The organism is Pedococcus cremeus (assembly GCF_900111375.1).
Classification (GTDB): domain Bacteria; phylum Actinomycetota; class Actinomycetes; order Actinomycetales; family Dermatophilaceae; genus Pedococcus_A; species Pedococcus_A cremeus.
In genome coordinates this window covers 131,452-144,124 of the sequence record NZ_FOHB01000001.1, presented here as the reverse complement: position 1 = coordinate 144,124, position 12,673 = coordinate 131,452, and the positions used below count along the sequence as shown (strand labels likewise).

General features: G+C 72.3%; 12 protein-coding genes. 9 read left to right on the top strand and 3 right to left on the bottom strand.

From position 1 onward, the window contains the following. Positions 1–45: 45 nt before the first annotated feature. Together BMW78_RS00630 and BMW78_RS00625 are read left to right on the top strand one after the other, a co-directional pair. On the top strand, positions 46–933 hold the full coding sequence (locus BMW78_RS00630; RefSeq protein WP_143056098.1) for a DUF817 domain-containing protein: 888 nt from the start codon (positions 46–48) through the stop codon (positions 931–933). Next, on the top strand, positions 930–1,355 hold the full coding sequence (locus BMW78_RS00625) for a nuclear transport factor 2 family protein (RefSeq protein WP_091755441.1): 426 nt from the start codon (positions 930–932) through the stop codon (positions 1,353–1,355). Before BMW78_RS00630 ends, BMW78_RS00625 begins: the two co-directional genes overlap by 4 nt. 170 nt (positions 1,356–1,525) lie before the next feature. On the opposite strand, the gene BMW78_RS00620 is transcribed toward BMW78_RS00625, so the two are convergent. Beyond that, complete coding sequence (locus tag BMW78_RS00620; protein ID WP_091755439.1) at positions 1,526–2,131, bottom strand: hypothetical protein; 606 nt, start codon at positions 2,129–2,131, stop codon at positions 1,526–1,528. A gap of 158 nt (positions 2,132–2,289) precedes the next feature. Then, the gene (locus BMW78_RS00615; protein ID WP_091755437.1) at positions 2,290–3,657 is read right to left on the bottom strand and encodes a transaminase; all 1,368 of its coding nucleotides are present in this window, start codon (positions 3,655–3,657) and stop codon (positions 2,290–2,292) included. A gap of 179 nt (positions 3,658–3,836) precedes the next feature. Between BMW78_RS00615 and BMW78_RS00610 the strand changes: the two genes are divergently transcribed. The 6 genes from BMW78_RS00610 (at position 3,837) to proB (ending at position 11,464) form a co-directional block, all read left to right on the top strand. Then, complete coding sequence (locus BMW78_RS00610) at positions 3,837–4,589, top strand: TIGR03936 family radical SAM-associated protein (protein WP_091755435.1); 753 nt, start codon at positions 3,837–3,839, stop codon at positions 4,587–4,589. A 171-nt stretch (positions 4,590–4,760) separates the two neighbouring features. Next, complete coding sequence (locus BMW78_RS00605) at positions 4,761–7,874, top strand: Rne/Rng family ribonuclease (protein WP_091755434.1); 3,114 nt, start codon at positions 4,761–4,763, stop codon at positions 7,872–7,874. 160 nt (positions 7,875–8,034) lie between these two features. Further along, positions 8,035–8,343: a 50S ribosomal protein L21 gene (gene rplU / locus BMW78_RS00600; RefSeq protein WP_091755432.1), complete on the top strand. Its 309-nt coding sequence runs from the start codon at positions 8,035–8,037 to the stop codon at positions 8,341–8,343. Positions 8,344–8,404: 61 nt separating this feature from the next. After that, the gene (gene rpmA, locus BMW78_RS00595) at positions 8,405–8,674 is read left to right on the top strand and encodes a 50S ribosomal protein L27 (RefSeq protein ID WP_091755430.1); all 270 of its coding nucleotides are present in this window, start codon (positions 8,405–8,407) and stop codon (positions 8,672–8,674) included. Positions 8,675–8,802: 128 nt separating this feature from the next. After that, positions 8,803–10,329 carry a GTPase ObgE gene (gene obgE / locus BMW78_RS00590; protein WP_091755428.1) on the top strand — a complete coding sequence of 509 codons (1,527 nt, stop codon included), beginning with the start codon at positions 8,803–8,805 and terminating at the stop codon, positions 10,327–10,329. Positions 10,330–10,339: 10 nt separating this feature from the next. Next, on the top strand, positions 10,340–11,464 hold the full coding sequence (gene proB / locus BMW78_RS00585; RefSeq protein ID WP_091755426.1) for a glutamate 5-kinase: 1,125 nt from the start codon (positions 10,340–10,342) through the stop codon (positions 11,462–11,464). A 29-nt stretch (positions 11,465–11,493) separates the two neighbouring features. On the opposite strand, the gene BMW78_RS00580 is transcribed toward proB, so the two are convergent. Beyond that, positions 11,494–11,934 (bottom strand): ester cyclase, encoded by a 441-nt coding sequence (locus BMW78_RS00580; RefSeq protein WP_091755424.1) that lies wholly within the window; start codon positions 11,932–11,934, stop codon positions 11,494–11,496. A 72-nt stretch (positions 11,935–12,006) separates the two neighbouring features. Between BMW78_RS00580 and BMW78_RS00575 the strand changes: the two genes are divergently transcribed. Then, entirely contained in the window at positions 12,007–12,669 is a 663-nt protein-coding gene (locus tag BMW78_RS00575) for a TetR/AcrR family transcriptional regulator (RefSeq protein ID WP_177180221.1), read from the top strand. Positions 12,670–12,673: the final 4 nt, after the last annotated feature.

Genomic DNA, 12,673 nt, shown 5'->3' with positions numbered 1-12,673 from the left:
CGTGTTTGCCCTCTGGCGCGGCCGGGCCCGCCTAGAGTGAGCGGCATGGGGGGAGCCGGGCAGAGGGGCGCGCGCAGAGCTGTGCACGCCGTCGCGCAGCTGCTCCGGTTCGCGTGGCTCGAGGCACGCGCGTGCGCCTTCGCCGTCGTCATCTTCGCCGGCCTGGCGCTGTCGACCGTCGTGCCGTTGCCGGTCGCCCGCTACGACGCGCTGCTCATGTACGGCGTCGTCGCCACCCTGGCGTTCTGGGCGCTGCGCCTCGAGACCGGTCGCGAGGTGCTGGGCACCGCTGCCTTCCACCTGGTGGGCCTCACCTTCGAGGTCCTCAAGGTGCGCCTCGGCTCGTGGGCCTACCCCGAGGAGGCCCTCACCAAGGTCGGCGGCGTGCCGCTCTACAGCGGGTTCATGTATGCCGCCGTCGGCTCCTACATCGCGCGCGCGTGGCGGCTGATGGACCTTCGGCTGACCCGCTACCGGCCGTGGCCGACCGCGGTGCTCGCGGCGGCCGTCTACGCCAACTTCGTCACCCACCACTTCCTGCCGGACGTGCGCGTGGTGCTCGCGTTGCTGCTCGTGGCGGCCACGTGGCGCACCTGGGTGCACTACACGGTGGGGGAGGCCCGCTACCGGATGCCGCTGGCGCTCTCCTTCGTGCTGATCGGGTTCTTCCTGTGGCTGGCCGAGAACATCTCCACGATCTTCGCGGCCTACCGCTACCCCGACCAGGCCGACGGCTGGTCGATGGTGCACGTCGGCAAGTTCGGCTCGTGGGCCCTGCTGGTGGTGGTCTCGTTCGTGCTGGTGGCCAACTGGAAGACCTCGCACCTGCGCGACGAGACGCTGCGCCACCCTGACCCGGGCCTCGATCCCGGCCGGTTCAGGTCAAAAGCCCCGACCGCTGCTCCCACCGCCGTGCCTACCGTGGAGAGGTGATCAGGACCTCAGCCGCCACCGTCCACACCTACCTCACCATCGTGGGCACCCCGGGCTCCGACGAGGACGACCTGCGCGGTGTCCTGGCCCCCGACGTGGTCTACATCGAGCACCCCAGCCCGATGTCGCCGCACGGCCGCACCCACGGGCGCGAGGAGATGGTCGCAGGCTTCCTCGCAGGCAAGGACCTGCTCAAGGACCAGCACGTCGAGGTGCTGCAGCTGGTGGTCGACGGCGACCGCGTAGCCGCGCAGTCGACGTGGACCGGGGTCGTGGTGCACGACGTCGGGGCGCTGCGGGCCGGCACGCGGCTGACCGCACACATGGCCGGGTTCTTCACCGTGCGCGACGGCCTCGTCACCCGGCACGAGACCTACGACTGCTACGAGCCGTTCCCGCTCGCGCCACCACGCGCGAGCTGACCGCTCCACGCGGTCCCAGCCGCGCGCAGCCTCGGCACCGACGTCCCCGGTATGCCGCGTGGGCGCTGCGCGGGGCCCACGCGGCATACGGCGGTGCCCACCCCGGGCGCAAGAGGGGCCGACGAGAAGTCGAGCGGGGCGTTCGGCAACGGTGCCGTTGCGGCGCGATGTCAGCCGCGGCTGGCGAACCAGGGGTGGTGCAGGTCCTTGTAGGTGACGTTCTCCATCATCGACATCTCGGTCTCGTACTCCCGGCGCACGTCCTCCGGCATCTCCTTGCGCTCGCCCTCGCGGGCCTCGGCCTCGGAGCGGAAGGCGATCGTCTCGGTGAACCACCCGTCGGGCTGCATGGCGAGGGTGCCGCCGATGATCTCCGGGCGCTCCTCGTGGAGGGTGTCCATCGGCTGCTCCATGAAGTGCCGGAACCGCTCGGGGTCGCTGACCCGGCCCTGCATCACCTGCACGAAGCCGGCGTCGTCGGAGCCGCCCTCGAGCCAGATGCTGGCGTCGTCGCAGTCGTGGAACATCACGTCACCGTCGAAGCACTCCTGCATCCGCTGCCACCAGGCGCCCTGCTCGGGCCGGGCGGAGTTCCGCATGGCGGCCTCCTTGGACTCGAACCGGACGACCCCGACGAACTCGCCGTCGTCGGTGACGCCGTAGGTGCCACCGAGCCAGCCGACGGCCGTCGGCCCCAGCGTCTCGCGCCACTCGTCGCTCAGCCGGTGCAGCCGCTCCTCGTCGCGGCACCTGCCCTGCATGATCTGGATGAACACCTCTCGCCCTCCTGTCGTGGAAGGGCCGCTTCCCTGTGAAGTGGTCCAGCGCCCGACGCTACGCCGGGCGCGCGGGTCGGCTCGTCGGGCACAGGACGTAGCCGGTCTACGACCGCGAGGCCTCGCGTCTACGCGAAAAGGGCGGTCGGTGCTTTGGCTCAGACGAAGAGCGCGCCCACGACCTCCCGGAAGACCGCGGTGTGCCGGTCGACGTCCTCGCGTGAGGTCTCCGGGCACATCAGGGCCATGTTGTGGAACGGCGTCATGAGGATGCCCCGGTTGACCATCGCGAGGTGCATGTAGGCGTCGAGCTCCTCGTCGGCCGCGGCGGCGGACGCCTCGCCGGTGGTGGGGGCGGGCCGGGCGAACCGGTACTCCGCCCGGGCGCCGAGCTGGTTGATCGACCACGGCACATCGAGCTCGTCGAGGGTGGCCTGGACGCCCGCGGTGAACGCGGTGGCGAGCTCGGTCATGTGGGCGAAGGCGTCCTCGGTGAGCACCTCGCCGAGGGTGGCGCGCATGGCGGCGGTCGACAGGGCGTTGCCGGCGAGCGTGCCGCCCACGCCGCCGACGTCGACGATGTCGGCCTCACCGGCGTCGGTGTGCCGGGTGACGGCCCGGGCAACGTCCTCGGTGATGCCGTAGGCGCCGGAGGGGATGCCGCCGCCGATCGACTTGCCGATGACGAAGATGTCGGGCTGCAGGCCCCACGCGCGGGTGGCGCCGCCCCAGCCGGTCGAGAAGGTGTGCGTCTCGTCGATCATGAGCAGCGCGCCGTACTTCGTCGCCAGCTCGCGCAGTCCCTCCATGAACCCCGGCTCGGGCGGCACGATGCCGATGTTGGTCAGGGCCGGCTCGGTGAGGATGGCGGCCACGTCGCCGTGCGCGAGGGCCTTCTCGACGGCGTCGAGGTCGTTCCAGGTGACCGCTCGGGTCGTCAGGTCGAGGTCGACCGGCGGGGCGACGTTGCCGGGCCGGCTCTCGGTCTTGCCCTCCGGTCCCGGCAGCGCGAACGCCTCGTCGACCGAGCCGTGGTAGCAGTAGGCGAAGACCAGCACCTTCGGCCGTCCGGTGGCGAGCCGGGCGAGGCGGATCGCCCAGCGGTTGGCGTCCGTCGCGCTCAGCGTGAACGACCACAGCGGCATACCGAACCGGCGCGTGAGGTCCGCGCCCACCCACTGGGCGTCCTCGGTCGGCAGCATGGTCGTGATGCCGCCCAGCTCGCCCATCCGGCGCTGCACGGCGGCCACGGTCGGGGCGGGGGAGTGCCCGGCCATGGCGCCGGTGTCGCCGAGCGCGAAGTCGATGTAGGTGTGCCCGTCGACGTCGGTGACGCGGTTGCCCGTGGCGCGGTCGAGGTAGAGCGGGAAGCCGCCGGTCCACATGTTCATCCACGTCATCGGCACCCGGCCGAAGAGGTTCCCCGCCTCCCCGAAGAGGGTGCGGCTGCGGGGGTGGTTGCTGGTGTATGCCGCCTGCTCGGCGTCGAGGAGGGAGGCCAGCCGGGTGCGGTCGAGGGTCGCCATGGCCGAAGGCTAGTGCGACGATGTCGACAGCGAAAGAGCCGTCTCGCCACCGTTTCAGTGGTCCGTCGGTGCAATGGCCACTGGTTCCGCAGTGAGGATCGACCCCAGGACGCGACCCGGCGGAGCCGCGGCCGCCCGGGGGGCCGGGCACCGCGGTCCACCTCCTAGGCTTGGACCCCATGGCCCGCCAGCGCACCCCCGAAGGACCCCCGCCAGCGCCCGCCGTCCAGAAGCTGAGGGTGCGCTACGCCAAGCGCGGACGGCTGCGGTTCTCCTCCACGCGCGACTTCCAACGGGCGCTCGAGCGGGCGCTGCGGCGGGCGGGCGTGCCGATGGCCTACTCGGCGGGCTTCCACCCCCACCCCAAGATCTCCTACGCCAACGCCGCCCCCACCGGCACCGCGAGCGAGGCGGAGTACTTCGAGATCTCCGTGACCGACCGCGTCGAGCCCGAGTCCGTGCGTGCCGCCCTCGACGAGGCGCTGCCGGACGGCCTCGACGTGCTGGAGGTCGTGGAGGCCGGCCCGGGGTCGCTGGCCGACCGGCTCGAGGCCAGTGACTGGGTCATGGAGTTCCGCGGCGTCGAGCAGGGGGAGCTGCAGCGGGCCGTCGACGGCCTCCTGGCCCGCGAGCGGGCCGAGGTCACCCGCATGTTCAAGACCGGCCCCAAGACGTTCGACGTGCGTGGCGCCGTCGTGTCGCTGTCGACAGCAGCGTCGGATCAGCCGGGGTGTGCGATACTGCGAGTGGTCGTCCGGCACACCACACCTGCCGTACGTCCCGACGACGTCCTGACCGCGCTGCGAGCAGAAACGGAGCTCGCGCCGCCGACACCACCCCTGGTGACCCGGCTGGCGCAAGGCCCGCTGCAACCCGCAACCGCTGGGGTGGCCGACCCACTGGCTGCCGACAAGGGCGGCGCCGGCGCCTGACCGGTGACGCGCGACCCAGCGCGAGCCAGCCAGGGGTAACCAACCGACTTCCGAGCCGCAGGCACCCGCCCGCGACACGGCGAACGACCCACATGCACCACGGTGCTGAATGGAGAGGCCTCGGCCGCTCGGGTGTGGCGCTCACCCCGTGGGTGACGAGAGGACGCCACGATGGCCTCCACCGACAACCTGTCCCAGGACGCGCAGAACGAAACCCCGCAGGGCGAGGCTCCCCAGGGGGACAGCCCCCAGATCCCCGCGCCCGCCCGCAAGCGAGCACCGCGACGGGCGACCAAGAAGGCCTCGGCCCCCGCACCGGCGCAGCCGGCGGGGGACCTGCCGGCCGCGGAGCCGGCGACCGGGGCCGAGCTCACCGCCGCTGAGCCGGCTGGAGCCGAGCCCACTGGTGCCGAGTCGACCGCCGAGCAGGGTGCCCAGGCCGAGCAGCAGGCCGAGAAGAAGGCGACGCGCAAGCGCGCCGCCAAGAAGACCACCCGCAAGCCCGCCAAGAAGGCGGCCGCCAAGGGTCAGCCCGAGGAGTCCGAGGAGCCTGCGGACCGGGCGGAGTCGGCTGCTGCCGCGCTCGCCGAGCTGCCGCAGCCGGCCCTGAGCGACGACCTGCTGCTCGAGCCGGCCGGCGCCGAGGTGCCGCCGCTGGACGAGGAGGAGGACGAGGAGACCGACGCGACCGAGCTGGCTGCTGCCACAGCCGCGGCGCCGGCCGTCCCGAGCCTCGGGGTGCTCTTCCAGCCTCCCCAGACCCCGGCCGTCCCGACCCGCCGTCGTTCCCGCAAGGCCCAGCCCGAGGTCGAGGAGACCACGGCCGCCGAGGCTCTTGAGGCTCTTGAGGCTCTTGAGGCTCCTGAGGCGCTCGAGCCCGCCGAGCCGGCAGAGGCCGAGGAGGCCAAGCAGGCCGCCGAGGAGGAGTCCGAGGGCGGCCGCGGCCGTCGTCGTCGCAGCCGCGGCGGCAAGGGTCGCCGTGGCCGTGGCAACGGCGAGGGCGAGGAGACCGCCGAGCAGGAGCCGGGCCGGCAGGACAAGGGCCAGGCCGCCGAGGCCGCCACCGAGGCAGCCGAGGAGGCCGAGGGCACCGAGGGACACGACGAGGGTCCTGAGGGCGAGAGCGCCACCAGCCGTCGCCGCCGTCGTCGCCGTCGCAGCGGCAACGGTGGCGCAGAGGCCGAGACCGAGCCCGGCGTCGTCACGAAGGTCCGCGAGCCCCGCAAGGACCGGGACGAGCCCACCTCGCTGAAGGGCTCCACCCGGCTCGAGGCCAAGAAGCAGCGTCGCCGCGAGGGTCGCGAGGCTGGTCGTCGCCGCACCATCATCACCGAGGCCGAGTTCCTCGCCCGCCGCGAGAGCGTGGAGCGCACCATGGTCGTGCGCGAGCGCGACGGGAAGACGCAGATCGGCGTGCTCGAGGACGGCGTGCTCGTGGAGCACTACGTCTCCCGCGAGACAAACGTCTCGATGGCCGGCAACGTCTACCTCGGCCGCGTCCAGAACGTCCTGCCGTCGATGGAGGCCGCCTTCGTCGACATCGGCAAGGGCCGCAACGCCGTGCTGTACGCCGGTGAGGTGAACTGGGACGCCGCCGGGCTCGAGGCCAACCAGCCCAAGCGCATCGAGAACGCGCTGAAGTCCGGCGACACCGTGCTCGTCCAGGTCACCAAGGACCCGATCGGCCACAAGGGTGCCCGCCTCACCAGCCAGATCTCGCTGCCCGGCCGCTACCTGGTCTACGTGCCCGAGGGCAACATGACCGGCATCTCCCGCAAGCTGCCCGACACCGAGCGAGCCCGCCTGAAGCAGATCCTCAAGGAGGTCGTGCCCGAGAGCGCCGGCGTCATCGTGCGCACGGCGGCCGAGGGCGCCAGCGAGGAGGAGCTGCGCGCCGACGTCGAGCGGCTGACCAAGACGTGGGAGCGCATCAAGTCCAAGGCGGACGGCAAGTCCGGCTCCAAGGGGAAGTCCGGGGGAGCCCCGTCGCTCGTCCACGGCGAGCCCGACCTCACCATCCGCGTCATCCGCGACGTCTTCAACGAGGACTTCACCTCCCTGGTGGTCGCCGGCGACCAGGCGTGGTCCGAGGTCAGCGACTACATCAACGACGTGGCCCCCGACCTCGCCGAGCGCCTGAAGAAGTGGACCTCCGAGGAGGACCTCTTCACCCACCACCGGGTCGACGAGCAGATCGCCAAGGCGATGGACCGCAAGGTCTGGCTGCCCTCCGGCGGCTCGCTCGTCATCGACCGCACCGAGGCCATGACGGTCATCGACGTCAACACCGGCAAGTTCGTCGGCTCGGGCGGCAACCTCGAGGAGACCGTCACCAAGAACAACATCGAGGCGGCCGAGGAGATCGTGCGCCAGCTCCGGCTGCGCGACATCGGCGGCATCATCGTCATCGACTTCATCGACATGGTGCTCGAGTCCAACCGCGACCTCGTCGTGCGGCGTCTGCTGGAGTGCCTCGGCCGCGACCGCACCAAGCACCAGGTGGCCGAGGTCACCTCGCTGGGCCTGGTGCAGATGACCCGCAAGCGGGTCGGCAGCGGCCTGATCGAGGTCTTCTCCGAGACCTGCGACCACTGCAACGGCCGCGGCATCATCGTGCACGCCGAGCCGGTCGAGCGTTCCGGCAACGGTGGCAACGGCGGAGGCAGTGGCCACGCCGGCCATGGTGGCCAGAGTGGCCAGGGCGGCCAGGGCGGCCAGGGCGGTCAGGGTGGCGGCGAGTCCGGCGGCAGCGCCGGCGGGCGCTCCCGCGGCCGTCGCGGCAAGGGCGGCGGCCAGGCCGAGGAGCAGCCGCAGCAGCAGGCCCAGCAGCCGGCCACCCCGTCGGGCCCCACACCGGCGCAGATCGCCGCTGCTGCGCACGCCGCCGCCATGAAGAGCGCCGGACTGCCAGTGGATGAGTCGGCCCTGCCGGCGCAGGACCAGCCCGACCTCGAGGTCCGCGAGAGCGAGTCCGAGGAGCAGGAGCAGGCCCACCGCGCCGACGTGACGGCCCACCCCGCCGAGGTGCCGGTGGCGCAGGCCGCCGCCGCAGCCGAGGCGAGCACGCACGCCGAGACCCGCGGCGAGACCCCCGGTGAGCGGCCCGCCGAGACCACCTCGGCCGAGGAGCCGGCCGCCGAGCTCCCTGCCACCGAGCCGGCACCGGCCACTACGCCCAAGCGGCGCCGGCGCGGCCGTGTGGTGGCGCCTGCCGGCCCGCCGCGCTCCACGGCCCCCGTGGCCGCCGGCGAGGGCTCCGGCGCGGCCGGCGCACCCCCCGCCTGACCAGCCCGGATGCCGCCCGCCGCGGTTTGGTGAGCGGGCGGCATACCGGTAGTCTTGTCCCTCGGTGCGCCCACCGCTCTGATGTCCGCTCGCGCGGGTAGCTATCGGACGGTCCAGACAGAGAGCGCGTGCCTTCCGAAAGACGAAAGTGAGTTCAACTGTGTACGCGATCGTTCGCGCTGGTGGCCGACAGGAAAAGGTGTCGGTCGGCGACGTCCTCATCATCGACAAGGTGTCCGCCCAGGCCGGCGACACCGTTGACCTCACCCCGCTCCTGGTGGTCGACGGCTCCACCATCACCAGCGACGCCGACAAGCTCGCCAAGGTGAAGGTCACCGCCGAGGTCGTCAAGCCCGCCAAGGGCCCGAAGATCACGATCATGAAGTACAAGAACAAGACCGGCTACAAGAAGCGCCAGGGCCACCGTCAGCACCTGACCCAGGTCAAGGTCACCGCGATCGAGGCCTGAGCCTCCGCGAGCCCCCCAGACTTCGTCAAACAGTCGACTTCAGACAAAGGCAGGAACTGACATGGCACACAAGAAGGGTGCGTCCTCGACCCGTAACGGTCGCGACAGCAACGCACAGCGACTCGGCGTCAAGCGCTTCGGCGGCCAGCTCGTCAACGCGGGCGAGATCCTCGTCCGCCAGCGCGGCACGCACTTCCACCCCGGTGAGGGCGTCGGCCGCGGCAGCGACGACACGCTCTTCGCCCTCGTGGCGGGCTCGGTCAAGTTCGGCGCCAAGCGCGGCCGCAAGACCGTGAACATCGTCCCGGCGGAGACCGTCGCCGCGGAGTGATGGTATGCCGCGGGCTCACTGCCCGCGGCCACCGAACCTCGCGAGGGGGCGGGCCCAGTGCGGCCCGCCCCCTTCGCACATTTTCGGCGTCCTAGACTCGGGACGCCCCCTGACAGAGAGCAGAGACCATGGCCAGCTTCGTCGACCGCGTCGTGCTGCACGTCGCCGCGGGTGACGGCGGCCACGGCGTGGCCTCCGTCAAGCGGGAGAAGTTCAAGCCGCTCGGCGGTCCCGATGGCGGCAACGGTGGCCGGGGCGGCAGCGTCGTCCTGCGGGTCGACCCGCAGGCCACCACGCTGCTCGACTACCACCACCACCCCCACCGCAAGGCGCCGAACGGCAAGCCCGGCGCCGGTGACGAGCGCAACGGCGCCGACGGCGAGGACCTGGTGCTGCCGGTGCCCGAGGGCACGGTGGTCAAGGCCGCCGATGGCGAGGTGCTCGCCGACCTCGTGGGGCAGCACGCCGAGTTCGTCATCGCGCGCGGCGGCCGTGGCGGCCTGGGCAACAAGGCGCTCGCGTCGCCGCGGCGCAAGGCCCCCGGGTTCGCCCTGCTCGGCGAGCCGGGTGACGCGCGCGACGTCGTGCTCGAGCTGAAGTCGCTCGCCGACGTCGCGCTCATCGGCTTCCCCTCGGCGGGCAAGTCCTCGCTGGTCTCGGTGCTCTCGGCGGCCAAGCCGAAGATCGCCGACTACCCGTTCACCACCCTCGTGCCCAACCTCGGCGTCGTGGTCGCCGGTGACGAGCGGTTCACCGTCGCCGACGTGCCGGGCCTCATTCCGGGCGCCCACCAGGGAAAGGGGCTGGGGCTCGAGTTCCTGCGCCACGTGGAGCGCTGCTCGGTGCTGGTGCACGTCATCGACTGCGCCACGCTAGAGCCCGGCCGCGACCCGATGACCGACCTCGACGTCATCGAGGAGGAGCTGGCGCAGTACGTGCCCGACGACTCCCTGGGTGGCCGCCCCCTGGGCGAGCGCACCCGCATCGTGGTGCTCAACAAGGCCGACGTGCCCGAGGCCCGCGAGCTCGCCGAGATGGTCCGGCCCGACCTCGAGGCGCGCGGGCTCGAGGTGTTCGTCGTCTCCGCCGTCGCCCGCACCGGCCTGCGCGAGCTGACCTTCGCGATGGCCCGGCACGTGGCCGAGCACCGCAAGGAGATCGAGGTCGTCGAGCAGCCGCGGATCGTGCTGCGCCCCAAGGCCGTCGACGACAGCGGCTTCAGGGTCGTCAAGGAGATGACCCCCGACGGCGAGGTCTTCCGCGTCGACGGCGAGCGCCCCACCCGCTGGGTGCGCCAGACCGACTTCTCCAACGACGAGGCCGTCGGCTACCTCGCCGACCGGCTCGCCCGAGCCGGGGTCGAGGAGGCGCTGTTCAAGGCCGGAGCCGTCGCGGGGGCGACGGTCGTGATCGGCCCGAGGGACAACGCCGTGGTCTTCGACTGGGAGCCGACGATGAGCGCCGGTGCCGAGCTGCTCACCGGCCCGCGCGGCACCGACCTTCGCCTCGAGGAGGGCAGCCGCCCCACCCGCGACCAGAAGCGCTCGGAGTACGCAGACCGCCGCGCCGCCAAGACCGCCGCCCGCGACGAGCTGGCGACCGAGCGCAGGGCCGGTCACTGGACGACGGCGGCCGACGAGGACGACGTCGAGTGAGCCGAGCCGCATGACCGCCGCCAACCGGCGCCGCGACGTCGTCGACGCGTCGCGGCTGGTCGTCAAGGTGGGGTCCTCGTCGCTCACCGACCCCCATGGTGGCGGCCTCGACGAGGAGCGGCTCGTCGCCCTCGTCGACGTGCTCGCGAGGCGGCGCCTGGCCGGTGGCTCGGTGGTGCTGGTCTCCAGCGGAGCCATCGCTGCGGGCATCGCCCCGCTCGGCCTGACCAAGCGCCCCTGGGACCTCGCCACGCAGCAGGCGGCGGCGAGCGTGGGGCAGGGAGCCCTCGTCGCGGCATACCAGCGCGCCTTCGGCGCCCACGGGCTCACGGTCGGGCAGGTGCTCCTCACCGCCGACGACGTGACCCGGCGCTCGCACTACACCAACGCCAAGCGCACCATCGACCGGCTGCTCGAGCTCGGCATCGTGCCGATCGTCAACGAGAACGACACCGTCGCCACGCAGGAGATCCGGTTCGGCGACAACGACCGGCTGGCCGCCCTCGTCGCGCACATCGCGCACGCCGACGCGCTGGTGCTGCTCACCGATGTCGACGCGCTCTACGACGGCCCGCCCAGCCAGCCCGGTGCGCAGCGGGTCCCGCTCGTGGTCGGCGGGCTCGGGCTCGACCACGTGCGCATCGGCGGCACCGGCTCGTCGGTGGGCAGCGGCGGGATGGTCACCAAGGTCGAGGCGGCGTCCATCGCGAACTCCGCCGGCATCACGACGCTGCTCACCAGTGCCCCCCAGGCCGGTGAGGCGCTGGAGGGCAAGGACGTCGGCACCCTGTTCGTGCCGACCGGCTCGCGCCGCGCGTCACGCAAGCTGTGGCTGGCCCACGCCACCACCCCGCGCGGCCGGCTCATGCTTGACGCGGGCGCGGTGCACGCGGTCGTCGAGCGTCGCAAGTCGCTGCTCCCGGCCGGGGTCACGGAGGTCGTCGGCGCGTTCGGCGACGGTGACGCCGTGGAGCTGTGCGGCCCCGACGGCACCGTCATCGGGCGCGGACTGGTCAACTACAGCTCCACCGAGCTCCCCGACCTGCTGGGCCGCACGACGCACGACCTGGCCCGTGAGCTCGGGCCGGGCTACGAGCGCGAGGTCGTCCACCGCGACGACCTGGTCATCCTCTGACCCGCTCTGGTCGGATGCAGACGCCGAGGTCAGCGGCGCGGCGTCCCGGTCAGCTGCCGCATCAACGCGGCGTCGTCGCGGACCTCCCAGACCTCGGCGGTGCGCCCGTCCACCATCCGGCTCATGTGCATCTGCTCGTAGGAGAAGGTCCTGCCGGTGGCGGGGAGACCGAAGAAGTCCCCGGTGTGGCGGCCGCTGTGGGTGCAGTGCACGGCCACCATGTCGCCGTCCTCGAGTATCCGGTGGATGGTCCACTTCTGGTCCGAGAACGCCCTGGCCAGGGCGTGCATGGGAAAGGCGATGCTGCCCAGCCCGGGCGGGGTGCCGGGTGGGGCCATGTGGTTCACCACGTCGTCGGTCACCAGCTGCGCCAGCAGCGTCTCGTCGTCGGCCGGGAAGGCCTCTTCAAGCACCCGCCGGGTCGCGAGCGTGTTGTCGGTCTGGCCCCGGGTGGCCTCTCGTGTACTCATCGTCGCTCCTGACGTCGCCGTGGCTGTGTCCAGTCGCGGAGGATCTAATTGATGCCAGTATCATTCTCGCTAATGATGGAGAAGACAAGACCCAGGCGGCGCTATGACGCGCCGGGCCGCCGGGCGCAGAAGGAGCAGACCCGCGCCCGGATCGTCGACGCTGCTGCTCGCGTGTTCCTGGAGCGTGGTTACGTGCAGGCGACGATCCCGCTGATCGCCGCCGAGGCCGGCGTGGCCGTCGAGACGGTCTACCGCTCGACGAGCGGCAAGGCGGGTTTGCTGGAGGCGGCGGTCCAGGCCGCTCTCGCGGGGGGCGCCGAGCGGGCGGAGGTCCCCGTGGAGCATCGCCCGGGCATCGCGAGGGTCATCGAGGAGCGCGACCCCCGCCGGCAGCTCGAGGCCTACGCTGCGACGCAGCCGGGGGTGTGGAGCAGGGTGGCGCCGCTGCTGCGTGTGCTGGATGCCGCGGCGACTGCCGACGAGAGCCTGGCGGCCCTCCGGGAGGCCCAGGCGGTGCAACGGCTCGACGGCCTGCGCCGGCTCGCGAGGTTGCTCGACGAGCGCGGAGCACTGCGACCCGACCTGTCAGTCGAGCGCGCCGCTGACATCCTCTGGGCGGTGTGCGCCCAGGCGAACTACGACAGCCTCGTCACGAGCAGGGGCTGGACCCACGCGGAGTACCGCACGTGGCTGGCGGTGACCCTGGCGCACAGCCTGCTCGCGCACCCCGGCTGACCCG